This is a genomic window from Rhodococcus sp. 14-1411-2a, assembly GCF_002259485.1.
Lineage (GTDB): Bacteria > Actinomycetota > Actinomycetes > Mycobacteriales > Mycobacteriaceae > Rhodococcoides.
On sequence record NZ_NPGA01000009.1, the window covers coordinates 491,198 to 514,679 of the forward strand.

The window sequence follows — 23,482 nt, forward strand, 5'->3', positions numbered from 1 at the left end:
TTCATCTGCTCACTAAGCTAACATTAAGGTGTGATCTACACAACACCCCCCGATGGCGGGCGACCCGTGCCACAGTCCATGCAGGCCAGCGTCCTCACCGCAGCACAGGAGATACGACTCGAAGAACGGCCCGTCCCCACCCCCGCGCCCGATCAGGTCCTCGTACAGGTCACGGCGGTCGGGGTGTGCGGTTCCGACGCGCACTACTACCGGGAGGGGCGCATCGGCGAGTACGTGGTCGACGGCCCCCTGGTCCTCGGACACGAGGCCGCGGGCGTCATCGTGGCCGTGGGCAACGACGTCTCCGACACCCGCGTCGGGCAGCGCGTGTCCATCGAGCCGCAGCGCCCAGATCCCACCAGCGCCCAGTCCCGAGCAGGCCGCTACAACCTGTGCCCGGCCATGGAGTTCTTCGCGACGCCGCCCATCGACGGCGCGCTCGCGGAGTACGTGTTGATCCAATCGACCTTCGCCCATGACGTCCCCGACGACATCTCCGACGAGGCTGCTGCGCTCTTCGAACCGCTGTCGGTGGGCATCGCGTCGGCCCAGAAAGCGCGGATCTCCGCGGGCTCGAGCGTGCTCATCGCGGGAGCGGGGCCCGTCGGGCTCGTCACCGCGCAGGTCGCTCGCGCATTCGGTGCCACCGAGGTGGTCGTCACCGACATCGACGCTTCCCGCCGGGCCAACGCGCAGAGGTTCGGCGCGACTCGCGTGCTCGACCCCGCCGTCGAGGACGTGCGCTCCCTGACGGTCGATGCGTTCATCGACGCGTCCGGTGCGGCCCGAGCCGTGATCGACGGCATCCACGCGGTCCGGCCCGCAGGCACGGTCGTCCTCGTCGGCATGGGTGGATCAGATTATCCGCTGCCGATCTCGCTGATCCAGAACCGAGAATTGCTGCTCACCGGCGTCTTTCGCTACGCCAACACATGGCCGATCGCACGCGCGCTGGTGGCGTCGGGCATGGTGGATCTCGACGCGATGGTGACGGCGCGATTCGGGCTCGATGGCGTCGAGGATGCATTGAACGCGGACAGGCAACCCGGAAGCATCAAAGCCGTAGTGATTCCAGGACTTTCGAAGGAGAACGACGCATGAAGTTGAACTCGCAGAACCTCGCCGACTTCATCGAGGACGTCGCGGTTCCGACGTACGACCGATCCGAGGTGACGGTCGGCATCGTGCATTTCGGTGTCGGCGGCTTCCATCGCGCCCACCAGGCGATGTACGTCGACCGTCTGTTGCAGCAGGGGCAGGCGCTGGACTGGGGAATCTGCGGCGTAGGCGTACTGCCCGGCGACCGGCGAATGAACGACGTCATGCAGGCACAGGACTGCCTGTACACGTTGGCGCTCAAGCATTCCGACGGTACGTGGGACACCCGCGTCATCGGTTCCATAGTCGAGTATCTCTTCGCACCGGACGACGCCGAGGCCGTGATCGAGAAGATGGCAGCAGACACGACGAAGATCGTCTCGCTCACCATCACCGAGGGTGGCTACAACTTCTCCGCGACGACGGGCGAGTTCGACGCCGACAATCCGGCCATCGTCGCCGACCTCGCCGACGGCGCTGTTCCTGCAACGACATTCGGGCTCGTCATCGAAGCGTTGACTCGGCGCAAGGACCGCGGCATGGCACCGTTCACCATCATGTCCTGCGACAACATCGAGGGCAACGGACACATGGCGCAGTCGACGTTCACCGCGTTCGCGCGCCTGAAGGATCCGGCGTTGGCCGACTGGATCCAAGCCGAAGGCGCGTTCCCCAATTCGATGGTCGATCGCATCACGCCGGTCACGACACCGGAGGTGACCGAGCAACTTTCGCTGCGGTACGCCATCGACGATCAGTGGCCCGTTGCGGGCGAGCCGTTCACGCAGTGGGTGCTCGAGGACAACTTCACCCTCGGCCGTCCACCGCTGGAAGAGGTGGGCGTGCAGGTGGTCGAGGACGTCACCCCCTACGAGCTGATGAAGCTGCGGTTGCTCAATGCCAGCCACCAGGCGCTCGCGTACTTCGGCTACCTCAGTGGCTATCGACTCGTCCACGAGGTGTGCCAGGATTCGCTGTTCGCCGATTTTCTGCTCGCCTACATGGACGAGGAGGCAACCCCGACGCTGCAGCCGGTCCCCGGCATCGATCTGACCGACTACAAGAAGACGTTGATCGAGCGGTTCTCCAACCCCGAGATCCGCGATACCGTCGCTCGCCTGTGCGCCGAGTCCTCGGACCGAATTCCCAAGTGGCTCTTGCCCGTCATCCGCAAGAACCTCGAGACCGGCGGTCAGATCACCCGCTCCACCGCGGTGGTGGCCAGTTGGGCTCGCTACGCCGAGGCCGTGGACGAGTCCGGCGAGCCCATCGAGATCGTCGACCAACTCAAGGATTCACTGGTGCCGATCGCGCAGAGTCAGCGCGAGAACCCCACGGCATTCATCGCCAACCGCGCAGTGTTCGGGGATCTGATCGACAACGAGCGGTTCGTGGCCGAATACACGAAACAACTGTCGTCTCTGCAGGAGCGGGGAGCACGCGAGACGCTGGAATCGCTCAGGTCGACTCACTGAAACGTTCGGCGTCTCGAACCTGACCGGAGACGATGACGGTATCGCCTGCACCGATCACCGTGTCGGCCGTGGCGTAGGTGAATCCTTCGCCCTGACGCTTGACCGCGACGACGGTGACACGGTGTTTGGTGCGTATCCCGCTTTCCCCCAGCTTCTTTCCGATGATGGAGGCGGGCGGAGAGGTCTTGATCATGGCGAAACCGTCGTCGAATTCGATGTAGTCCATCATCCGACCGCGCACCAGGTGGGCGACGCGCTTGCCCATGTCGTGCTCGGGCCGCACCACATGGTGCACGCCGATCTGGGTGAGAATCTTGGCGTGCGCGTTGCTGATCGCCTTGGCCCAGATGTTGGACACCGACAGGTTGATCAGCGCGGACGCGGTCAACAGACTTGCCTCGAGATCGGATCCGATGCCCACCACTGCGCGGTCGTACTCGTGAACCGACAGTTGGCGCAACGACTCCTCGTCGGTGGTGTCGGCCACGGCCGCATGCGTGAGCCGGTCCGAGACACGTTGCACCACAGCCTCGTCGGTGTCGATGCCGAGGACCTCGACGCCCTGGCCCATCAATTCCAGCGCCAGCGACTTGCCGAAGCGGCCGAGGCCGAGGACGACGACGACGTCGGAGGACGGTTTCCTAGCCAATGAACGGCCTTTCCGTGGGGAGCGTGTAGCGCCGACCGCGGTCGCGGGCGGCGAGGGCGCTGACCAGAGTGATGGAACCGATGCGGCCCAGGTACATCAGCACGATCAGGATCATCTGTCCCCACCCGGGCAACTGTGCGGTGATACCGGTCGACAGACCGACGGTGGCGAAGGCCGAAACGACCTCGAACAGCAGGACGTCGAGGTCGAAGTCCGTGCCCGCCAGCAACGCGACGACCGGGAGCATGACCAACGCGACGCCGATCAGTGCCACGGTCAACGCCTGACGTTGCACGCGCGCGTCGATCCGACGATCGAACACCGTCACCTCGCGGTCACCTCGGATCTCGGCCAGGATGACGAACAGCAGCAGTGCGAACGTGGTGACCTTGATGCCGCCTGCGGTTCCGCCGCTGCCACCACCGATGAACATCAGGACGTCGGTGACCAGCAGGGTCGCGTTGTCGACATCCGCGTAATCGACACTGTTGAACCCTGCGGTTCGGGGCATGATTCCCTGGAACGTCGCGACGAGCATCTTGTCCCAGAAGCCGAATCCTCCCAGCGTTCTGGACCACTCGAAGAGCATCACCACTGTCGGTCCGAGTACCAACAGAACTCCGGTGACGGTCAGCGTCAGTCGTGTGTGCAGCGACCAGCGGTGGGGCGATCGACCGCCCCTGGCTCGGGACCGAACTCGACGGGCGATCTCGAAGAGAACCGGAAATCCGATGCCGCCCAACACGACCGCGATCAACAGTGGGATGCAGATCCACGGATCGGTGGCGAACCCGATCATGTTGTCGCTGAACAACGCGAAGCCGGCATTGTTGAACGCGGAGACCGCATGAAAGGTCCCCAGCCACAGTGCACGACCGAGAGGCTCGTCGTATCCGAGAAAGAAGCGCGCCGCGAGGGCTGTCGCCACGACGCTCTCGATGATCAGACTGGTGCGGAACACGCCGATGACGACGCTTCGGACATCACCCAGCCCCGAGGTGCGCACCTCCGCGGCCGCGTTGAGCCTGCCGCGCAGACCTATTCGATCGGCCAGGACCAGACCGACCAGGGACGCGATCGTCATGATCCCGAATCCGCCGATCTGAATCAGGGCAAGGATCACGCCCTGCCCGAATCCCGACCAGTACACCGGAGTGTCCACCACGATCAGGCCGGTCAGACTGACGGCGGAGGTGGACGTGAACAACGCCTGCAGAAACCCGGTCTCGCTGCCGGGCACGGTCGCCGCCGGCAGCGACAGCACGCCCGCACCTATCGCGATGGCGAGCGCGAACCCTGTGGCCATGACCCGAACCGGCGTCGGCCTGAAGATCGCGGACCATCGCGATGCCTGGTGAGCGTCTGTCACCCGAGAAACAGTACGCTCCGCTTCGCGCCATGTGAGTGGAAGAGCCGCTTCGCGGCACGTGCACGAAAACTCGTAGCAGAGGTCGAGTTTCCGTGCACCTGGGTCATTCCGCGGGCTCCACTCCCGCGCACCTGGGTCATTCCGCGGGCTCCACTCCCGCGCACCTGCGCGTCAGCGCACCACTACTTTTGCCACGGTCCACGCACGTCCCTGTTCGCTCAACGTGAAGCCCAGTCCCGGGCGCGCGGAGAGATGCATGCGCCCGTCTCGCGTCTCGAGATGCTCGTCGAACAGTGGGTCCAACCAGTCGAAGTGCTCCACCCACGTCTGCAGGGGATACACCGCCGCGAGGTGCAGATGGATCTCCATGGCGAAGTGCGGGGCGAGTTGCAGATTGTGGTGCTCTGCCAGCGTGGCCAACTTCAGGAACTGCGTGATTCCGCCGATTCGAGGAGCGTCGGGTTGCAGGATGTCGACCGAGCCGGCCTCGATGAGGCGGACGTGCTCGCCGACGCTTGCCAGCATCTCTCCCGTCGCGATCGAGGTATCCAGGCTGCGAGCGAGCTGCGAATGCCCCTCGGCGTCGTAGGCGTCGAGGGGTTCCTCGATCCACACGAGGTCGAATTGCTCCAGGATTCGGCCCATGCGCTGAGCGGTCGGGCGATCCCACTGCTGATTGGCGTCCACCATCAGCGGGACATCGTCACCGAGAAATTCGCGGACCGCCGTGACGCGGGCGATATCGGCACGCCAATCCGGCTGTCCCACCTTCAGTTTGATGCCGCCGATGCCGTTGGCCAGTGAGATGGCGGCGTTCTCCATGACCTCCTCGATGGGAGTGTGCAGAAAACCACCCGAGGTGTTGTACGTCTGCACCGAATCGCGCGCCGAGCCGATCAGTTTCGCCAGCGGCAACCCCGCACGCTTGGCTTTGAGATCCCACAGCGCGATGTCGATCGCGGCAATCGCCTGCGTCGCCACACCACTGCGGCCCACCGAGGCACCGGCCCACACCAGCTTGTTCCAGATCTTGCCGATGTCGTTCGGGTCCTCACCGATGAGGACCGGAGCAATCTCCTGGGCATGCGCAAACTGGGCGGGGCCGCCCGCACGCTTGGAATAGCCGAAACCGATTCCCTCATGGCCCTGTTCGGTGCGAATCTCCGCGAACAGGAACACCACCTCGGTCATCGCCTTCTGCCGACCCGTGAGCACCTTGGCATCGCTGATCGGATTCTTCAGCGGCAACACGATCGAGGACAATGTCACCTCGACGATGCGGTCGAGGCTTGCAGCCCCGGCGGCCAGGGCCCTGACTGCGGCGTCCGGTGCGGCGAGGCCACTGCTGGGCTTTTCCGTTGCGATGGTCATCGTGCAACTCCTGAGTTCGTCGACTATGTTGCTTCCCAGCCTATTTCGGCGAACTATGCACGTCCAACACCTTTTACCGGCTCGACGATGCCGCCAAAGCATCGATGTTCGACGCGATATCGGCGACTCGGCCCACGAACGTGTGGTGCGTGACGCCCGACGAGTGGGGAGTCATCAGCACGTTGTCGAGTTCACGGAACGGCAGAGAACTCGGTTCGCCCACCCCGTCCGGCCCCGGGTAGCGGTACCAGACATCGATGGCAGCTGCGGCGATCTCGTTGCGAGACAGTGCGTCGAACAGAGGTTGTTCCTGCACCAAGGGCCCACGGCCGACGTTGACGAGTATCCCGTCCTCACCCAGCCTCCGAAGTTCCTCGGCACCGATCATCCCGCGAGTGTGCTCGTTCAACGGTGCGGAGACCACGAGAACATCCGCGAAATCGGCGAGCCTCGTCAGATCCCTTGCATCAGCCACCCATTCGAGGCCCTCGTCCGGAACTCGTCCGCTGCCGGTGACCGCAGCACCGGTTGCCCCGTACGCCCGAAACAACTGCCACGTTTTTCGACCGATATGCCCGAAGCCGACAAATCCGATGCGAGCACCGCTCAGCGACAACGGTTGCGCGATGCTCGGGTCGTAGACAGCGGTCGCGAACACTCCCTTGCGCAGCGCGCGGTCTTGTTGCAGAAACTGTCGTCGCAGCATCACCGTTGCTGCGACGACATACTCGGCGATCGACTGCTCGTGATGAAAGGTGTTGCACACCTGCACATCGGGACCCAAACCGGAACGATCGACGTTGTCCGTTCCAGCGCCTGCGACCTGCACCATACGCAGATTCGGCGCAGCGGCACCCATGGCCGCGCTGAACTTGCCGCCGACGTAGACGTCGGCATCGGCAAGCTCGTCGATGACTCGGTCTTCGTCGAACGGGATGCACCAGACCACCTCGGCATCGGCGGGCAGGCCCGCCTCGAACTGCTCCCGATGCGGCAGCATATTACGGTCGCCGACAACGATCTTCATCCGCGCACCGGAACTCATCGCACCAGGGCCGGCCGCTTGCTGTCGAACGTCCATCCCTCGATCAGGTACTGCATACCGATGGAGTCGTCACGGGCACCGAGACCTTCCTTCTGGTACAGCTCGTGCGCCGCATCGATCTGCTCGAAGTCGAGCTCGACACCCAGACCCGGCTTGTCGGGCACGGTGAGGTAGCCGTCCTCGATCGTGAACGGCTCCTTGGTCACTCGCTGTCCGTCCTGCCAGATCCAGTGCGTGTCGATGGCCGTGATCGTTCCTGGAGCGGCCGCGGCGACGTGGGTGAACATGGCCAGTGACACGTCGAAGTGGTTGTTGGAGTGCGAACCCCACGTCAGACCCCACGCATCGCACAGCTGCGCTACGCGGACAGAACCGGCCATCGTCCAGAAGTGCGGGTCGGCCAACGGGATGTCCACGGCACCGGATCGGATGGTGTGGCCCATCTCGCGCCAGTCGGTGGCGATCATGTTGGTCGCGGTCTGCAACCCGGTGGCGCGCTTGAATTCGGTCATGACTTCTCGACCGGAGAATCCGCCCTCCGGTCCGACGGGATCTTCGGCGTAGGCCAGGACATCCCGCAGGCCACGACACGTCTCGATCGCGTCCTTCAGTAACCAACCACCGTTGGGATCCAACGTGATTCGAGCCTCGGGGAATCGCTCGGCCAATGCGCGCACCGCAGCGGCCTCCTCGGCGGCGGGCAGCGCACCACCCTTGAGCTTGAAGTCCTGGAATCCGTATCGGGCCTGCGCCGCCTCGGCGAGGCGCACGATCGACTCGGGATCCATGGCCTCCTCGTGCCTGATGCGCATCCAGTCGTCGGCCCCAGCAGCCTCGTCGGCTGCACCACGGTAGGCGAGGTCGGTCTTGGTGCGATCGGCGACGAAGAACAGGTAGCCCAGAGCCTGGACCTTGTCACGCTGTTGACCGTCTCCCAGCAACGCGGCGACGCTGACGCCGAGATGCTGGCCGAGTAGATCCAGTAACGCCGATTCCACCGCGGTCACAGCGTGAATCGCGATCCGCAGATCGAAGGTCTGCGCGCCTCGGCCCCCGGCATCACGATCCGCGAACGTGCGGCGCATCTCGGCCAACACGGCGTTGTACCGACCGATGCCCTGGCCCTCGACGAGTACCCGTGCATCCTCGAGAGTCTGCCGGATCGCCTCTCCGCCGGGCACTTCACCGACACCGATGCGCCCATCCGAATCGGTGAGCACCACCAGATTGCGGGTGAAGTACGGGGCGTGCGCTCCGCTGAGGTTCAGCAGCATGTCGTCGTGACCGGCAATGGGAATGACGCTCATCTCGGTGACGACGGGGGTGCTCGTGTGGACGTTCATGTCCGACCTCTCTCATACGCCATGGGTGACTCGGCTCACAGACGACACTAGGACTCCCCATCGATTCATGTCCAAGACCATCTGCGCATCGACCGATGCAGTAGTGGCATCGGTAGGCACAACGGGAGCCCATCACACCTGGCAGCGCGATCGATACCGAGAGTGGATCGAATGCGACTTTTTTAGACTTGGACATGTATCGATCGCCCTTCTACCGTGGTGAGCTATGAGCCAGGTCACGCCTCGGCGTCAGTGCACGCACCGCATCACAGCCCTAGGAGTCACCCCATGACAGCGTCGACGACACAGTCCACCACTCTCACCGGCCGGATGATCATCGCCGGCGTCCCGGTATTCGGTGCCGGCGCGCAGATTCACGGAATCGACCCCAGCACCGGCAGAGATCTCGAACCCGCCTACGGGCACGGAGACAACAACGACGTCGAGAAGGCCTGTGTTGCAGCGGCCGACGCCTTCGCCGACTACCGGGCCACGTCCTCGGAGACCCGCGCGCAGTTCCTCGAGACCATCGCAGACAACATCGCGGCGCTCGGCGACACCCTGATCGAGCGCACCGTCGCAGAATCAGGACTTCCGCTGGCCCGCATCACCGGCGAGGTCGGCCGCACCACCGGACAACTGCGTCTGTTCGCTTCCGTTCTGCGCGAGGGCAGTTGGAACGGAGCCCGTATCGATCCGGCCCAGCCCGAACGCGCGCCCCTCCCCCGCGCCGACATCCGCCAGCGACAGATTCCCCTGGGACCGGTAGCAGTGTTCGGTGCCAGCAACTTCCCGCTCGCCTTCTCCGTCGCCGGCGGCGACACCGCGTCCGCCCTCGCAGCCGGATGCCCTGTGGTGGTCAAAGCACACGACGCCCACCCGGGAACGTCCGAGTTGGTCGGCCGCGCAATCGCCGACGCGGTGTCCTCCACCGGAATGCCCTCTGGAACGTTCTCACTGTTGTTCGGCTCCGGCCGCGGACTCGGTACCGCTTTGGTGACCGACCCTCGCATCAAGGCCGTCGGATTCACCGGATCACGCTCGGGCGGAACGGCTCTCGTTGCCGCGGCGGCCGGTCGCCGCGAGCCCATCCCGGTGTACGCCGAGATGAGTTCCATCAACCCCGTCTTCGTCCTCGACGGCGCACTCGCCACCCGCGGAGCCGAACTCGGCCGCGCCTTCGTCGCATCGCTCACCATGGGCTCGGGCCAGTTCTGCACCAACCCCGGTCTCGTCATCGCCGTCGACGGCCCGGGCCTGCAGACCTTCACCGAGGCGGCCACTGCCGCTGTGCAGGAGTCCACACCCACCACGATGCTGACCCCGAACATCGCCGCGAGCTACGCCGAGGGCGTCGACACTTTGAGCGAAGTCGTGACCGAGCTCGCCAGGGGTACAGACGCACAGGCCCCGAACGCCTGCCGCGCAGCGCTGTTCACCACCGACGCCGATACGTTCCTCACCTCCGATGCAGCACAGGCCGAGGTGTTCGGCGCGTCGAGCCTCATCGTTCGCTGCACCGATGCACAGCAGGTTCGCGACGTCGCCGCGCTCCTCGAAGGGCAGCTGACCGCCACTGTCCATGCCGACGAGTCCGATCACACCGAGGCAGGCAAACTCCTCTCGGTGCTCGAACTCAAGGCCGGTCGCATCCTGTTCGACGGATGGCCCACCGGCGTCGAGGTAGGCCACGCAATGGTCCACGGCGGCCCCTTCCCCGCCACTTCCAATTCCCGCACCACCTCGGTCGGATCTCTCGCCATCGAGCGCTTCCTGCGTCCTGTTTCCTACCAGGACGTGCCGAAATCTCTGCTGCCCAATCCAATTGCCGATGGCAACCCAGAGGGCATCTTTCGCCGCATCGACGGCCAGCTCACCCAAGACTGACTCACCCCCACCTAGTTCTCGAGGAGACCACCATGCTCGACGGAGTCCTGTTCTTCCCCGTCACCCCGTTCACTGCCACCGGTGAGGTCGATTACGACCTGCTGGCCGCGCACATCGCGAAGGGTGTCGATGCGGGACCCGGTGGAGTGTTCATCGCGTGCGGCACGGGCGAATTCCATGCCCTCGAAAGCGAGGAGTTCGGCAAGATCGTGCGCACCGCGGTCGACGTCGTTGCCGGCCGCGTCCCCGTCTACGCCGGTGCAGGCGGATCCGTCGCCCAGGCAAAAGCATTCGCCGCGAGCGCGAAGACCAACGGAGCCGACGGAATCCTGTTGCTCCCGCCCTATCTGGTGACGATGCCGCAGGCCGGGTTGGTCAACTACACCAAGGCCGTTGCCGGTGCCTCGGATCTGCCACTGATCGTTTACAACCGCGGTAACGCTCGCTTCACCGAGGACTCGGCCGTCGAGGTGGCGCAGCTCCCCACCGTCGTCGGATTCAAGGACGGTACAGGCGATCTCGATCAGGTCGGCCGCATCGTTCGGGCAGTGCTGGATGCCCTCGAGCCGTCGGGCAAGCCCTTCCAGTTCTTCAACGGCCTGCCCACCGCCGAGGTCTCGCAGCAGGCCTATCGCGCCATCGGTGTCACGCTGTACTCCTCGGCGACGTTCGCCTTCGCGCCCGAGCTTGCGCTGGCGTTCTACCGATCCCTCGACAGCGGAAACGAGAAGCTCACAGCCGCACTGCTGCGCGAGTTCTTCCACCCGCTGGTTCGCCTACGCGACAAGGTTCCCGGCTACGCCGTCTCTCTCATCAAGGCAGGCGTGACGATGGAGGGCATCGAGGCAGGCCCCGTGCGCCCGCCACTGGTGGACATCAGTGCACCGCACCTCGAAGAACTGACCGCGATCGTAGCCGCCGGCCGGGCCGTGCTGGCGGACGAGCTCGCGGTGCACTGATGCAGGATCCGATTCTGATCACCGGCGCTCGGATCACCCCGATCGCGTTCGTCGACCCTCCGTTGCTCAACACCGTCGGTGTACATCAGCCGTACGCACTGCGCGCCATCATCCAACTCGATACCGATGCAGGCATCGTCGGACTCGGTGAGACCTATGCCGACACCGCACACCTGGCTCGTCTCGACGCGGCGGCCCAGGCCATCACCGGCCTGGACGTGTTCGCACTCAACGCGATTCGTGACGCTGTCGACTCCGTACTCGGAACCCTGTCGATCACCGGTGGTGACGGCGTCGCCGGAATGATCACCACGGCCAGCACCACCGACCGTGTGTTCTCACCCTTCGAGATCGCCTGCCTGGACGTCCAGGGAAAAGTACTGCAACGACCGGTGTCGGATCTGCTCGGCGGCAAGGTGCGCGATTCGGTTCCGTTCAGCGCGTACCTGTTCTACAAGTGGGCTGCGCATCCCGGGCAGCAGCCCGACGAATGGGGCGAGGCGATCGATCCGGAAGGCCTGGTTCGGCAGGCTCGAAAGATGATCGACGAGTACGGCTTCGAGGCCATCAAGGTCAAGGGCGGCGTCTTCCCGCCCGACGAGGAGATCGCCGGTATCAAGGCGCTGCGGGAGGCATTCCCCGAGCTTCCGCTCCGGCTGGACCCCAACGCGGCGTGGACGGTCGACACCTCCATCCGCGTTGCCGCCGAGCTCGACGGCATCGTCGAGTATCTCGAGGACCCGACACCAGGACTCGACGGGATGGCCGAGGTCGCGCGGGAGGCGAAGATGCCACTCGCGACCAACATGTGCGTCGTCGCGTTCGATCATCTACGGCCCGCGGTGGTGAAGGACTCGGTGCAGGTGGTGTTGTCCGACCATCATTACTGGGGCGGCCTGCAACGATCGAGGTTGCTCGCCGGAATCTGCGAGACCTTCGAGCTGGGTCTGTCGATGCACTCGAACAGCCACCTCGGCATCAGTCTGGCCGCCATGGTGCACCTGGCCGCGGCGACGCCCAATCTGACCTACGCCTGCGATACGCACTGGCCGTGGAAGAACGAGGACGTCGTCGTACCCGGGGTGTTGAACTTCGTCGACGGTGCGGTGGCCGTGCCCACCGGGCCGGGGTTGGGCATCGAGATAGACGAGGCCGCCCTCGCAGCGCTGCATCAGCAGTACCTCGACTGCGGTATCCGCGACCGCGACGACACCGGCTACATGCAGAGCATCGATCCGAGCTTCGAGAACACGTGCCCACGCTGGTAGGGGGCTAAACTCGCAGCAGGTCGTGGGGACCGTGCGAGAGGCTAGTGGTGTGAACAGTGGCTGGCAGTACTCCCCTGCCTCGGTAGCGCGGACGTCCGGGGTCAATTGCCTCGTCAGCGGGTTGGTCGGTGTCGTCATCGTCGTCGCGGCGTCCCCCCGGGCCGCCGCGGTCCTGTGTGCGCTGGCTGTGCTGTGGTGCGCACTGGGCGTGTACATGATTGCCGCAGCTCCGGTACTTTCCCGGCGGCTGTACCTGTTGATGCATCTGTCGGGCCTGACGAGTATCGCCTTGTTCTGCACCGCTGCGGGCGGCGAGATCGCGGCGTTGTCCGGGATCTTTCTCCAGCTACTGTTGGTGACGCCGGCGTTCATCGTCCTGCCCGCCCGTATCGCTTGGCGTACAACGGTTCTCAACGCGAGCTACATTGCGTACCTGGGCATCGCGGTGGGAGACCTGCACCCCGTTCTGGTGGTCAACGCCGAGCTCGTTGTCGTGGCAATCGCGATCTCTGCGGCCTGGGTCCAGAGCGTGGCATCGACCTCCGAGATCGACGATCTGACCCGACTCGCGAATCGGCGGCGATTGACCAGAGAGCTGGACGCTCGGCCGGGAACGGTCGCGAGCGGAAAGATCGACGCCGTCGCCGTGGTGGACATCGATCACTTCAAGGTGATCAACGACGACTTCGGGCACGCGGCAGGCGATCACGCACTCGTCACCGTGTCGGATGCACTACGCAACTTCCTCCCGCCGCAGCATCTGCTGAGCCGCTCGGGCGGCGACGAATTCACCGTACTGTGCATCACCGGCACGGGTGCCGAGCTGCGCACCGCCATCGATCGAGTGCGGACGGAGTTGCCCGCGGACCTGACGATCTCGGTAGGGGTGGCTTGTCGACAGGACGGAGAGACCGCCCGCGCGACCCTCGAGCGCGCCGACCGAGCGCTGTACGAGTCGAAGAAACTGGGCCGAAACCGAACGACCATGCACGACTGACGTTCCAGCGATCCGACAACCGTCAGACGCCGACCTTGCGGAAGAGCAGATCGATGATCGCCCGCTTCGACGACTCGTCCTGCGGGTGCGTCAACATGGCCTCGACGACGAAGACGATCATGCGAGTCGTCGGTTCGATCTCGGCTTCACCGACCTCCTCGCGGCGTAGCTCGGCGGCGATCCACTGCTCCCACAACGAGTGAAAATTGTTGTGCCATTTGTCGAGACACGAGGATACCGAGGTGCGGGAGTGCACTGTGTCGACCAGCCGGTGATACTTCTCGAGCTCCTCCACCACCCAGAGGACCTGCTCGTTCACCGAGAGCCCGGTGAGCGCGGCGAACCGAGCAAGCGCATCGGTGTGAATCTCGTCCAGCACCCCGACGAGTAGCTCGTCCTTGTCACCGAAATACCAGTAGATCGTATTGGTGGTCACTCCGGCCGCAGTCGCGATCCGCCCCATCGGCGTGTGCTCGTAGCCGTCGTCGACGAACAGCGACCGAGCGGCGCTCACGATCTCGGAGCGCTTCTCGGCGCGATCGACGGGTCGACGGTTGCGCGGCATCTCGACATCCTATCTTGATCGGCATTCAAGACAGTGCTAGCTTCTTGAATGCCGATCAAGGACCAGACGAAGGACCACCACATGAGCGCCGACGACCAGGCCGGATACACCCGCACCGACGAATGGTTCGACTCCGAGGGAGTGCGCTGCGCCGCTGCGGTGTATCGGCCGACCGGAGCCACCGCCGACACACCGGCCGTGGTGATGGCCCACGGATTCGGCACCCCGCGTGCCATTCGCCTCTTCGCCTACGCGGAGATCTTCGCCCGCGCCGGCTACACGGTTCTCGTCTTCGACTACCGCCACTTCGGCGACAGCGACGGCCAGCCGCGGCAGCTCCTGGACATCGGCAAGCAACTCGTCGACTGGACCAACGCCGTCGCCTACGCCAGGACTCTCGACGGTGTGGACTCCGCTCGCATCGTCGGTTGGGGCACCTCCTTCGCCGGCGGACACGTGCTCACCAGGGCAGGTGCCGGAGAGAATTTCGCCGCTGTCATCGCTCAGGTTCCGCACGTCGACGGCATCGCTGCCGTGCGCGCCACCGGACTTCGGCGCACCATGAAGCTCGCCCCATCGGCAGTGATCGACCAGATCCGCGCAGTGCGCGGGAAATCCCCCCGGTACGTCGAATCCGTCGGCTACCCCGGTGATGTCGCTGTGATGGCCACGCCCGACGCCGCGCCCGGCCGCGACAAACTTCTCGCCGAGTCCGGGCTCGAATCCGGTGCCTACCCCGAAACCGTTGCAGCACGGATCCTTCTACGCATCGGGCTGTACTCGCCGGGTAGAACCGCGTCGAAGATCACCTGTCCGGTACTGGTGCAGATCATGTCGGAGGACGCCATCACGCCGGCGGCGGTGTGCCAGAAGGTCGCGCGCAGGATTCCCGACGCCACCGTGCACATCCACAAGGGTGGGCACTTCGACCCCTACGTGCAGCCACTGTTCCCGACCATCATCGAGGAACAACTCGCATTCCTGAAAAGGGTTGTGCCGGTGCAGTAGACCCTCACCGGGGAAGCCTGATCTCGAACCGAGCTCCCCCGGTGGCGGCGTCCGTCACCCGCACGCTACCGCCGTGCGCGGCTACAGTATCGGCGACGATCGCCAGGCCGAGACCGGCACCTCCCTCGTCCCGGGTTCGCGACGAGTCCAGCCGAACGAAGCGATCGAACACTCGCGTCCGCTCGGACGCCGGCACTCCCGGACCGTCGTCGTCGATCACGATCACCGTATCATCTCCGGACACCGAGCAGGACAGCATGATTCGTGACTCCGCGTGCCGAACGGCATTGTCGACGACATTGCGCACCATGCGGGCCAACGCGTAGGGGTCGCCGCTCACTCGGACCGGAACGATGGACAACTCCGTCGCGACATCGGACGTGGCCTGAACACGTTTGGCCTCCTCGTACAACAGATCCTCCAGATCTACGTCACCGGAAACGGCAGCAGCGTCGGTTTCGTCCGACCGTGCGAGAACCAACAGATCTTCGATGAGCCGGCGCATCCGCCGCGCCTCGGGAAGCAACGAATCGTTCACCAGCGCCGCATCGCGCAGTTCGGGTCTCGCCTCCGCCAACTCCAATGCCGCCGTGATCGTCGCCAAGGGACTCCGCAATTCGTGTGAGGCATCGCTGACGAAGCGTTGCTGAGCGCGCTGGCCCGCCTCCAGCCGCTCGAGCATGTGGTTCATCGTGAGTGCGAGACGGGCGATCTCGTCGTGCGTGTCGGGAACCGGAACACGTTCGGTCAGTCGAGCTCCCGAGATCGAAGCGACCCGAGACCTGATGTCCTCCACCGGACTCAGGGCGGCACCGACCAGCCGATACGTGGCGAAGGCCACCAGAGCGACAACGAAGGGACCGACCGCGACGAGCAGGAGCGCCACCGTGCCCACCACCTTCTCGACCGGCTCCCGGTCGGCCCCGACCACCACGGTCGCCCCGCCCCGAGCCGACGTCACTCCCGTCGCGAACACCCAGAACTCACCGATTCCGCGGATATCCACTCGTCCGAGGTCTTGCACCCCCGACGACGGAACCTGCTGCGTCGTCAGCGGTGTGGTCGCATCACCGCGTGAGCTCTCCAGCACCGCCCCCGATGCGTCGACGACCTGCACGATGCCTACTTGCCCGTCCGTCGCGAGCAGAGAGTTCTCGACGCGCGGCCCCCTGTCGTCGTCTCGATCCTCGGATTCCCATTGTTGGACGATGAGCGCCACGCGGGCAGAGGCCGCAGACACGGCCGACCTCTCGAGCGAGGTGTAGAGGACACCGACCAGCGCACCACCCGCCGCGATCAGGCACACAGCCACGACGAGCGTCGACGCCACCGCCGATCGCACGCGAACCGTCCACAATCGAGGCCGAAGCATGTCTGTGTGCAGGCGCATCAGGAGTCAGTGCCCCGCAGCGATGCGGTAACCGGCACCACGCACCGTCTCGATCAGTCTGGTCTCGAACGGGAGATCCACCTTCTTGCGCAGGTAGCCGATGTAGACCTCCACGATGTTCTCGTCTCCGTCGTAGTTGGCGTCCCACACCGAACGTACGATCTCGGATTTGTTCGCCACCACGCCGTTTCGCCTCATCAGGTATTCGAGCACGCTGTACTCCCGCGGAGTCAGCGCCAACTCCGTCCCCTGCCGGGTCACGCGGTGGCGAGAGGGGTCGAGCTCGAGGTCCCCGACCGTCAGAACCGCCGGGCGCGCCGGTGCACCCCGTCGAACGAGTGCACGCAGCCGAGCGACGAGAACAACGAACGAGAACGGCTTGACGAGATAGTCGTCCGCACCGAGATCGAAGGCATCGGCCAGGTCGTATTCACCGTCCTTCGCCGAGAGCATCAATATCGGCGTCCACACCCCTTGCTTACGCAGGTCTCGAACGACGTCGTACCCCTGCTTTCCCGGCAGCATGATGTCGAGCACCATCGCGTCGAAATCGCCGGTGACCGCACTGTCGAAGCCGTCGATGCCGTTGTACTCGACTTCCACGACGAATCCTTCGGCATCGAGACCACGACGGATGGTCTCCGCCAGGCGTTTCTCGTCCTCGACCAGTAGTACTCGCACAACGCCCTCTCGAATCGTTGGGGCGGCAGGGAACACGAGTACATCAGATCGACGGCCCATCCGTGCAGGATCTTTCAGCGATCCTTCAGCTCCACCGCCGCACACTGGTCTCCATGAACACACCGGAGCAGGGGTACCGCCGCACCCGCATCGCGACTGCGGCGATCGCAGCCCTCGGCATCACCGTCTTCGGCGGAACCGCGACACTGGCGTACCTCGACACACACGAACCCGAGTCCACGGCAACGGTGGCCGACACGGTGGACAGCGACGATGCAGCCACCGCACCGACATTCGGTTCGGCCCCTCGCGTCACGACGCCCGGCACCACATCCGGCTCCGGTGCCACACACGCCAGGACCCAGGGATCGTGACCGGCGTCGCTGCAGGGACGACCACGGCCTCCAGGAGGTGGTCGGTGTGGGGCTGCGCAGCCGAGCTGTCGGTCACCGAACCCGGCACCATCGAACACGCAGAACGCATCGTGCGAGCCGAACTCGCCGCGGTCGATGCCGCCTGCAGCAGATTCAGGCCCGATTCGGAACTGTCGATGCTCGCGCGGGCCGGCGGTCGTCCCACCTCCATCAGCCCGACTCTGCACGCATTTCTCGAGGCCGCACTCTCCGCCGCGCGACTGACCGGCGGAGACGTCGATCCCACAGTCGGTTCGGCACTGGTGCAGCTGGGATACGACCGAGATTTCGCTGATCTCGGTCCGACGGTCCCGCCCCGCGATGAGATCGAATCTGCCATCGGCAGAACCGGATTCGTCACGGAAAGCGACTGGTCGATGGTCACCCTGGGCGAGGATCACGTCACGATCCCCGACGGCGTCGGTCTCGACCTGGGTGCCACGGCCAAGGCACTGACGGCCGATCGGTGTGCCCGCGCAGTACACGACGAGCTCGGGACCGGCGTGCTCGTCTCCCTCGGCGGCGATATCGCCACCAGTGGGCCGTATCCCGACGACGGCTGGCGTATCGAGGTGTGCGACGGAGAGAGCGAACCTTCGACCGTCGTCGAGATCGGATCCGACACCGGGGTGGCGACGTCGAGCACCCTCCGACGACGCTGGATGCACGAGGGGCAGATGCTCCATCACATTCTCGATCCGCAGCTGGCGCGTCCGGCCGAACCCTTCTGGCGCACAGTGACAGTGATTGCCTCCAGTGCTCTCACCGCCAACACGGTCAGTACCGCGTGCATCGTTCGAGGGCCGGCCGCGACGGCCTGGCTCGACCGGATCGGACTGCCCGCCCGGTCGGTGGCCGCCGACGGCACGATCATCCACAGCGGCCACTGGCCCGACGACGGAGAGGACCGATCATGAGTGAGGCACTGTGGGCACTGGGCCGTGGCTCGGGCATGGCCGCCCTGGTCTTGCTGACCCTCGCGGTGGCGTCGGGAATCCTCACTCGGTCGGGGCGACCCCTGTTGACCGTGCCCCGGTTCGGGGTCGTCGAATTGCACCGCAGCACCGCACTTCTGGGATCGATGTTCGTCGGCATTCACATCGTGTCACTGTTCTTCGACCCGTATGCGCAACTGCACCTGATCGACGCGATCGTTCCCTTCGCCGGGGCGTACAAGCCGTTCTGGCTCGGACTGGGCACCCTCGCATTCGATCTGCTGATCGCGATAACTCTGACCGGGCTACTCCGACACCGAATGGGGCTCCGTACTTTCCGGGCAGTGCATTGGCTGTCGTACGCACTGTGGCCGATCGCGCTGGCCCACGCTCTCGGCAACGGAACCGATTCGGGGAGCGGATGGTTCCTGGCCACCGCGCTCGCCTGCACGGTGGTCGTCGCCTCGGCCACGACCTGGCGACTGCGCCACAACTTCCAAGAACACCAGCACACCAGAGTGAAGGTAAGCCAATGACCGCACCGACATATCTCGCCGATTCGCTGCTCGCACAGGACGGCACGAACGATCTGCGCCGCCACACCGAGCTCTACGGAGCACGTCCACCCGCTGACGAGTCCCTGGTGGATGCCGTCGTTCGGTCCGGCCTTCTGGGGCACGGCGGCGCGGCATTCCCCACCGGCGCGAAGATGCGCTCGATCACCGGCCGCAAGGCAGTACTCGTCGCCAACGCTGCCGAGGGAGAACCGTTGAGCCGCAAAGACCATGTGCTGCTCGATCGGTCGGTGCATCTGGTGCTCGACGGTATCGCCGCGACAGCGTCCGCCATCCGTGCCCGAGAGTGCTACCTGTATGCGCCCCCGGAGCGGGTCGACGCCGTCCAGGCGGCCGTCGACGAACGACGTCGTACCGGCTGGGATCGCACAAAGATCCAGGTGATCGCGGCCGCTCCCGGCTTCGTCTCCGGCGAGAAGTCCGCGGTGATCTCTGCGATCGAGGGCGGTCCGGCACTACCCCGGGACAAGAAGACACACGCGTCGGAGGCCGGGGTTCGTGGACGACCCACCCTGGTGCTCAATGTCGAAACCCTCGCCCACATCTCCCTGATCGAGCGACTGGGACCGCAGTGGTTCCGTTCGCGGGGAACGGCATCGGAGCCCGGCACCATGCTCGTCACCTATTCGGGCGCAGTGCGACGCCCCGGCGTCGCCGAGGTCCCTCTCGGTGCGTCGATCGAGGAGATGCTCACCCATGGTGCGGGCGTCGACCTACGCTCGGTGCGAGCAGTGCTACTCGGCGGATTTCACGGCACCTGGGTAGACCGTGACGCACTGACCGGGCGCGCTCTGTCCCAGGAATCGTTGGTAGACATCGGTTCTCGACCCGGCGCGGGCATCGTCCATGTCCTGGGGACCGGCTCGTGCGGCCTGCTGGCCACCGCCGAGTTCGTCCGCTGTCTGGCGAACGAGAGTGCCGGGCAATGCGGTCCCTGCCTCAACGGTCTGCCGCGATTGGCCGACGCGTTCTCACGGCTGTCGATCGGCGACGACGCCGACGGCGCGATCACCGAGATCGCGCGCTACACGCGACTGGTCGACGGCCGCGGCGCGTGCCATCACCCCGACGGAACCGCCCGCCTGATCCGATCGGCGATGTCGGTCTTCGCTCAGGACGTACACCTGCATCGACTGGACACGTGCGAGATTCACCGAGGACGGATCCGATGACCACCGACCACCGACGTGGGGCGGTCCTGCACATCGACTGGACACGCTGCGACGGACGCGGCGTGTGCACCGAACTGCTCCCCGACACTCTCCTCAGAGACGAGTGGGGTTATCCACTGGCCCGCCACGGCGGGAGCACCGTCCTACTCGACGAAAACGACGCACAACGAGCCGCGGATGCCGTTCGCCTGTGTCCACGAATGGCGTTGCGCATCAGGTAGATCGTGTGGTCGGCAGGGCGAGGGGCGCGACGATGTTGGCCAGCATGGTCGCAATGGTCGCAACGACGATGCGTCGGTCTGCGGCGTAGCCGCTCTGATACCAGGTCATCGCGGTGTGGCTGATGCCGCCGATGGCCGCGGTGGCGAGCAGGTCGACATCCAGATCGGGGCCTGAGGGAACATCGCCTGCGAACGTGCGAAGGTAGCCGAGCAGCAGTGTTCCGAATTGCTGCATCACCGTCAGGTACGTCTGCTCGACGCGGGGGCTGACGCCGAGCACCTCCATCCACACCACTCGGGCCAGGTGCGGATCTTCGATGACCTGGAAGAAGGGGTCGAGCAACTGCTTCGCAACATCCCTGAGATCACCGTCCCGATCCACCTGCACGATTGCGTCGGATACCGAATCGGTGAGGCGTGCAATGCATTCGGAGTAAACGGCAAGCAGCAGGTCCTCGGTCTTGTCGAAGTGCCGATAGAAGTCTCGATCGGCGATCTTGGCCTCGCGGCACAGTCCGCGGACCGTCGCGGCGCGGTATCCGACGCTGCCGAACACCCGTAGCCCGGCGTCGAGCAGCTGCCGCCGCCGGCGATCGTCGCGGTCGGCCGCGCTCTCACCGCCGTAGGCGCGACCTGCGGCTTCGGACACCGTGCTCATGACCGTCGGGCATCCAATTCGGCAGTCAGACGGATCAATTGGGCGTCCCGCTCCATCGCGGCGTCCATGATCGGGTTCACGATGCCGCGCAGTATCGAGATCGGGATCCAGCGACCGGGGACGGCGATACGCGCAGCCCGCCGTCCGATACCTCGAACGGCCACGCGCGCGAGCTTGTCCGGCGTGATCGGACGGAGCAGGGGCGAGGGAAAAGCCCGGTCGATCATGGCCGTCGCCACGTCGTCGCCGCCGAATGCGACCTCGGCGATCGGCGTCGCCACCCATCCCGGATACAGCACTCCAGCAGTCGCTTTCGTGCCCGCAAGTTCCGCCCGCAAAGCACGACCGAGCTGCTCGACCGCCGCCTTCGAAGCCGCGTACGGCGCATTCGCCAGGCCGTTGAGGTACGCGTACGTGGACGAGGTGAGCAGCACGTAGCCCCCGGACTCGACGATGTGCGGCAGAGCGGCCCGCACCGTGTTCCACACGCCGATCAGGTTGACGCCGATGACCCGATCGAAGACTCCGTCGTCCACGGAGCGAACGGTCGATGCCTGTGCACCACTGGAGATTCCGGCGTTGGCCATCACCATGTCGAGCGTGCCGAAGGTGTCGATCGCGGTTGCGACGGCTGCGTCGAGCTGCTCGCGCACCGTGACGTCGGCGTACGCGATCGCCACGCGCTGGTTGCCCAGCTTCGCTGCCACCGACTCGAGATCGGTCGACTTCATGTCGACCAGAACGATCGAGGCACCGCGTCGATGCAGCGCAGTGGCGACGGCGGAACCGATTCCGCCTGCCGCGCCGGTGATCAGCGCGACCTGGCCGGTGTGCTTGCTCATGCCGATACCTCGTCCTTCGTCGTCGCCTCGGTGGACGACCGGTGGATGTGATGGGCCTCGGGCCGAAAACGCTTGGCCCACCGGCGGAATGTGAAGCTGAACCCGGGGAACATGGCCACGACGTGTCCGGATTTGGACTGGTACCAGCTGTGGCAGCCACCGTCCTTCCAGACTGTGCCCTCCATCTCGCGATGAATCGTGTCGGTGTATTCCTGCTCGGCAGCTGCGGTGACCTCGATGGCCGTCGCACCCACCTGCCGGACGGCGTCGACGGCCCGCACGATGTACTCCATCTGCGCCTCGATGAGGAAGATCGCAGAGGTGTGGCCGATTCCGGTGTTCGGCCCGGTGACGACGAACAGGTTGGGGAATCCAGGAATCGTGGTACCGAGGTAGGCACGTGGGTAGGGATCCCAGACGTCGGACAGGGCTCGGCCGTCACGTCCGATCACCGGGTACGATATGACGCCGTCGGTGGCGTCGTATCCGGTGGACCACACCAGAAGATCGACATCGACGTGTTCGCCTGTGGTGGTGACAATTCCGGTCTCGGTGATTTCCGAGATGCCGTCGTTCTTGTCGTGCAGGGTGACGTTCGCCTGCCCCAGCGCGGGATAGAGCGTGTTGGACAGCAGAACCCTCTTGCACCCGATGACGTAGTCAGGGGTGACCTTCGCTCGAAGCTCGGAATCCGGCACCTGAGACTCGATGTGTTTCAACGCAGTTCGCTGCGCCACCGCCTTCAACATAGTCCGCGAGTACTTGAAGCCGATGATGCGAGTTTCGAGACTCCAGTAGATCCCCGCGCGGACCAGCCTGCGGATCGGTTCCAACTTCAGCAACCTGCGCTGCCACGGCGTGAATTCGCGATCGTGACGGGGCATCACCCAGTGCGGGGTGCGCTGGAAAACGTGCAGCTGTTCCACGTCGGGTTGGATCGCAGGAATCACCTGTGCGGCACTGGCACCGCTGCCGACGATGGCCACCCGCTTGCCGGCGTGGCCGTACTCGGTGTCCCAGTCGTTCGTGTGAAACTGCTTGCCCTGAAACTTCTCTCGGCCAGGGAACGGTGGCACGACGGGAGTGCTGAGGGGTCCCGAGGCATTGACCACGAACTTCGCCGCATACTCGCCGCGCGAGGTGGAAATTGCCCAGTGATCACCGACCCATTCGATCTTCTGCACATCCGTGTTCGCATGTGTTCGAGCAGGCAACCCGTTGGAATCGAGCACGTGCTGGGTGTACCGATCGAGTTCCTCACGTTCGGCGAACATCCGCGTCCACTCGAACGGCTCCGACGCAATCGAGTAGAGCGGACTCTGCACATCGACGGCTGCACCCGGGTAGCGGTTCTGCTTCCACGTGCCACCGAGGAAGGGACGCCTTTCGAGAATCACGAGGTCGTCGATTCCCCGATCGAGCAGTGCTTTCGCGGCGCACTGGCCACCGAAACCGCTGCCGATGATCACCGCGGTGTGAACATGCATGCTGACGAACCCCTCCCGCACGAAACGCGATCCGATGACGCGCGTCATCACTTTAAAGTGATGACGCGCGATTC

23 protein-coding genes are annotated in these 23,482 nt (G+C 65.0%); 12 read left to right on the top strand and 11 right to left on the bottom strand.

Annotated features, from left to right (window positions below; translation table 11 throughout):
* Positions 1–78 precede the first annotated feature (78 nt).
* Positions 79–1,101: an NAD(P)-dependent alcohol dehydrogenase gene (locus CH291_RS07860; protein ID WP_094687098.1), complete on the top strand. Its 1,023-nt coding sequence runs from the start codon at positions 79–81 to the stop codon at positions 1,099–1,101.
* Positions 1,098–2,573 (top strand): mannitol dehydrogenase family protein, encoded by a 1,476-nt coding sequence (locus CH291_RS07865; protein WP_094687099.1) that lies wholly within the window; start codon positions 1,098–1,100, stop codon positions 2,571–2,573. Before CH291_RS07860 ends, CH291_RS07865 begins: the two co-directional genes overlap by 4 nt.
* On the opposite strand, the gene CH291_RS07870 is transcribed toward CH291_RS07865, so the two are convergent.
* The 5 genes from CH291_RS07870 to CH291_RS07890 all read right to left on the bottom strand — a co-directional run bounded on the left by CH291_RS07870 (position 2,557) and on the right by CH291_RS07890 (position 8,350).
* Entirely contained in the window at positions 2,557–3,222 is a 666-nt protein-coding gene (locus CH291_RS07870) for a potassium channel family protein (RefSeq protein ID WP_082898696.1), read from the bottom strand. The two genes, CH291_RS07865 and CH291_RS07870, sit on opposite strands and share 17 nt — an antisense overlap.
* Positions 3,215–4,528, bottom strand: a complete 1,314-nt coding sequence (locus CH291_RS07875) for a TrkH family potassium uptake protein (RefSeq protein WP_094640481.1) — start codon at positions 4,526–4,528, stop codon at positions 3,215–3,217. Before CH291_RS07875 ends, CH291_RS07870 begins: the two co-directional genes overlap by 8 nt.
* Positions 4,529–4,762: 234 nt before the next feature.
* Entirely contained in the window at positions 4,763–5,962 is a 1,200-nt protein-coding gene (locus tag CH291_RS07880; RefSeq protein ID WP_094687100.1) for an L-talarate/galactarate dehydratase, read from the bottom strand.
* A 73-nt stretch (positions 5,963–6,035) separates the two neighbouring features.
* Positions 6,036–6,989 carry a 2-hydroxyacid dehydrogenase gene (locus tag CH291_RS07885; protein ID WP_094687166.1) on the bottom strand — a complete coding sequence of 318 codons (954 nt, stop codon included), beginning with the start codon at positions 6,987–6,989 and terminating at the stop codon, positions 6,036–6,038.
* Between the two features lie 14 nt (positions 6,990–7,003).
* Positions 7,004–8,350: an enolase C-terminal domain-like protein gene (locus tag CH291_RS07890; protein WP_094687101.1), complete on the bottom strand. Its 1,347-nt coding sequence runs from the start codon at positions 8,348–8,350 to the stop codon at positions 7,004–7,006.
* A 288-nt stretch (positions 8,351–8,638) separates the two neighbouring features.
* On the opposite strand from CH291_RS07890, the gene CH291_RS07895 reads away from it, so the two are divergent.
* The 4 genes from CH291_RS07895 to CH291_RS07910 are packed head-to-tail and all read left to right on the top strand — an operon-like array spanning position 8,639 to position 13,461.
* Complete coding sequence (locus tag CH291_RS07895) at positions 8,639–10,237, top strand: aldehyde dehydrogenase (NADP(+)) (protein ID WP_094687102.1); 1,599 nt, start codon at positions 8,639–8,641, stop codon at positions 10,235–10,237.
* A gap of 32 nt (positions 10,238–10,269) precedes the next feature.
* Positions 10,270–11,196, top strand: coding sequence for a 5-dehydro-4-deoxyglucarate dehydratase (locus CH291_RS07900; RefSeq protein WP_068048978.1), 927 nt, complete (start codon positions 10,270–10,272; stop codon positions 11,194–11,196).
* Positions 11,196–12,464, top strand: coding sequence for a glucarate dehydratase family protein (locus CH291_RS07905; RefSeq protein WP_068048975.1), 1,269 nt, complete (start codon positions 11,196–11,198; stop codon positions 12,462–12,464). Before CH291_RS07900 ends, CH291_RS07905 begins: the two co-directional genes overlap by 1 nt.
* Before the next feature lie 49 nt (positions 12,465–12,513).
* Positions 12,514–13,461, top strand: a complete 948-nt coding sequence (locus tag CH291_RS07910) for a GGDEF domain-containing protein (protein ID WP_143545900.1) — start codon at positions 12,514–12,516, stop codon at positions 13,459–13,461.
* A 22-nt stretch (positions 13,462–13,483) separates the two neighbouring features.
* Here the strand turns inward: CH291_RS07910 and CH291_RS07915 are convergent, their stop codons facing one another.
* Positions 13,484–14,026: a TetR/AcrR family transcriptional regulator gene (locus CH291_RS07915; RefSeq protein WP_094640476.1), complete on the bottom strand. Its 543-nt coding sequence runs from the start codon at positions 14,024–14,026 to the stop codon at positions 13,484–13,486.
* 81 nt (positions 14,027–14,107) lie between these two features.
* Here CH291_RS07915 and CH291_RS07920 point away from each other — a divergent pair, with 81 nt between their 5' ends.
* Positions 14,108–15,034 (top strand): alpha/beta hydrolase, encoded by a 927-nt coding sequence (locus CH291_RS07920; protein WP_094687167.1) that lies wholly within the window; start codon positions 14,108–14,110, stop codon positions 15,032–15,034.
* 4 nt (positions 15,035–15,038) lie between these two features.
* Here the strand turns inward: CH291_RS07920 and CH291_RS07925 are convergent, their stop codons facing one another.
* Both CH291_RS07925 and CH291_RS07930 read right to left on the bottom strand, forming a co-directional pair.
* Positions 15,039–16,424, bottom strand: a complete 1,386-nt coding sequence (locus tag CH291_RS07925) for a sensor histidine kinase (protein ID WP_179276472.1) — start codon at positions 16,422–16,424, stop codon at positions 15,039–15,041.
* Positions 16,425–16,430: 6 nt separating this feature from the next.
* Positions 16,431–17,105, bottom strand: a complete 675-nt coding sequence (locus tag CH291_RS07930) for a winged helix-turn-helix domain-containing protein (RefSeq protein ID WP_094687104.1) — start codon at positions 17,103–17,105, stop codon at positions 16,431–16,433.
* Positions 17,106–17,218: 113 nt separating this feature from the next.
* Between CH291_RS07930 and CH291_RS07935 the strand changes: the two genes are divergently transcribed.
* The 5 genes from CH291_RS07935 to CH291_RS07955 are packed head-to-tail and all read left to right on the top strand — an operon-like array spanning position 17,219 to position 20,421.
* Entirely contained in the window at positions 17,219–17,479 is a 261-nt protein-coding gene (locus tag CH291_RS07935) for a hypothetical protein (protein WP_143545901.1), read from the top strand.
* Positions 17,476–18,435 carry an FAD:protein FMN transferase gene (locus CH291_RS07940; RefSeq protein WP_094687106.1) on the top strand — a complete coding sequence of 320 codons (960 nt, stop codon included), beginning with the start codon at positions 17,476–17,478 and terminating at the stop codon, positions 18,433–18,435. The genes CH291_RS07935 and CH291_RS07940 overlap by 4 nt, the downstream gene beginning before the upstream one ends.
* Entirely contained in the window at positions 18,432–18,989 is a 558-nt protein-coding gene (locus tag CH291_RS07945; RefSeq protein WP_094687107.1) for a ferric reductase-like transmembrane domain-containing protein, read from the top strand. Before CH291_RS07940 ends, CH291_RS07945 begins: the two co-directional genes overlap by 4 nt.
* A complete protein-coding gene (locus tag CH291_RS07950) occupies positions 18,986–20,200 on the top strand; it encodes an NADH-ubiquinone oxidoreductase-F iron-sulfur binding region domain-containing protein (RefSeq protein ID WP_094687108.1) in 1,215 nt (404 codons plus the stop codon). The genes CH291_RS07945 and CH291_RS07950 overlap by 4 nt, the downstream gene beginning before the upstream one ends.
* The gene (locus CH291_RS07955) at positions 20,197–20,421 is read left to right on the top strand and encodes a ferredoxin (protein ID WP_094687109.1); all 225 of its coding nucleotides are present in this window, start codon (positions 20,197–20,199) and stop codon (positions 20,419–20,421) included. The genes CH291_RS07950 and CH291_RS07955 overlap by 4 nt, the downstream gene beginning before the upstream one ends.
* Here CH291_RS07955 and CH291_RS07960 read toward each other — a convergent pair.
* From CH291_RS07960 to CH291_RS07970, 3 genes are read right to left on the bottom strand one after another with little or no spacing between them, the layout of a single operon-like run.
* Positions 20,414–21,079, bottom strand: coding sequence for a TetR/AcrR family transcriptional regulator (locus CH291_RS07960; RefSeq protein ID WP_094687110.1), 666 nt, complete (start codon positions 21,077–21,079; stop codon positions 20,414–20,416). The two genes, CH291_RS07955 and CH291_RS07960, sit on opposite strands and share 8 nt — an antisense overlap.
* Complete coding sequence (locus tag CH291_RS07965; protein ID WP_094687111.1) at positions 21,076–21,921, bottom strand: SDR family NAD(P)-dependent oxidoreductase; 846 nt, start codon at positions 21,919–21,921, stop codon at positions 21,076–21,078. Before CH291_RS07965 ends, CH291_RS07960 begins: the two co-directional genes overlap by 4 nt.
* Complete coding sequence (locus CH291_RS07970; RefSeq protein WP_255183305.1) at positions 21,918–23,456, bottom strand: flavin-containing monooxygenase; 1,539 nt, start codon at positions 23,454–23,456, stop codon at positions 21,918–21,920. The genes CH291_RS07965 and CH291_RS07970 overlap by 4 nt, the downstream gene beginning before the upstream one ends.
* Positions 23,457–23,482 lie beyond the last annotated feature (26 nt).

Bases quoted from the DNA above. Each gene is read 5' to 3' on its own strand.
- CH291_RS07860 (WP_094687098.1), top strand. From the start codon at position 79: ATGCAGGCCAGCGTCCTCACCGCAGCACAGGAGATACGACTCGAAGAA.
- CH291_RS07865 (WP_094687099.1), top strand. From the start codon at position 1,098: ATGAAGTTGAACTCGCAGAACCTCGCCGACTTCATCGAGGACGTCGCG.
- CH291_RS07875 (WP_094640481.1), bottom strand. From the start codon at position 4,528: ATGGCCACAGGGTTCGCGCTCGCCATCGCGATAGGTGCGGGCGTGCTG.
- CH291_RS07880 (WP_094687100.1), bottom strand. From the start codon at position 5,962: ATGACCATCGCAACGGAAAAGCCCAGCAGTGGCCTCGCCGCACCGGAC.
- CH291_RS07885 (WP_094687166.1), bottom strand. From the start codon at position 6,989: ATGAAGATCGTTGTCGGCGACCGTAATATGCTGCCGCATCGGGAGCAG.
- CH291_RS07890 (WP_094687101.1), bottom strand. From the start codon at position 8,350: ATGAACGTCCACACGAGCACCCCCGTCGTCACCGAGATGAGCGTCATT.
- CH291_RS07895 (WP_094687102.1), top strand. From the start codon at position 8,639: ATGACAGCGTCGACGACACAGTCCACCACTCTCACCGGCCGGATGATC.
- CH291_RS07900 (WP_068048978.1), top strand. From the start codon at position 10,270: ATGCTCGACGGAGTCCTGTTCTTCCCCGTCACCCCGTTCACTGCCACC.
- CH291_RS07905 (WP_068048975.1), top strand. From the start codon at position 11,196: ATGCAGGATCCGATTCTGATCACCGGCGCTCGGATCACCCCGATCGCG.
- CH291_RS07915 (WP_094640476.1), bottom strand. From the start codon at position 14,026: ATGCCGCGCAACCGTCGACCCGTCGATCGCGCCGAGAAGCGCTCCGAG.
- CH291_RS07920 (WP_094687167.1), top strand. From the start codon at position 14,108: ATGAGCGCCGACGACCAGGCCGGATACACCCGCACCGACGAATGGTTC.
- CH291_RS07925 (WP_179276472.1), bottom strand. From the start codon at position 16,424: ATGCGCCTGCACACAGACATGCTTCGGCCTCGATTGTGGACGGTTCGC.
- CH291_RS07935 (WP_143545901.1), top strand. From the start codon at position 17,219: ATGAACACACCGGAGCAGGGGTACCGCCGCACCCGCATCGCGACTGCG.
- CH291_RS07945 (WP_094687107.1), top strand. From the start codon at position 18,432: ATGAGTGAGGCACTGTGGGCACTGGGCCGTGGCTCGGGCATGGCCGCC.
- CH291_RS07950 (WP_094687108.1), top strand. From the start codon at position 18,986: ATGACCGCACCGACATATCTCGCCGATTCGCTGCTCGCACAGGACGGC.
- CH291_RS07955 (WP_094687109.1), top strand. From the start codon at position 20,197: ATGACCACCGACCACCGACGTGGGGCGGTCCTGCACATCGACTGGACA.
- CH291_RS07960 (WP_094687110.1), bottom strand. From the start codon at position 21,079: ATGAGCACGGTGTCCGAAGCCGCAGGTCGCGCCTACGGCGGTGAGAGC.
- CH291_RS07965 (WP_094687111.1), bottom strand. From the start codon at position 21,921: ATGAGCAAGCACACCGGCCAGGTCGCGCTGATCACCGGCGCGGCAGGC.
- CH291_RS07970 (WP_255183305.1), bottom strand. From the start codon at position 23,456: ATGACGCGCGTCATCGGATCGCGTTTCGTGCGGGAGGGGTTCGTCAGC.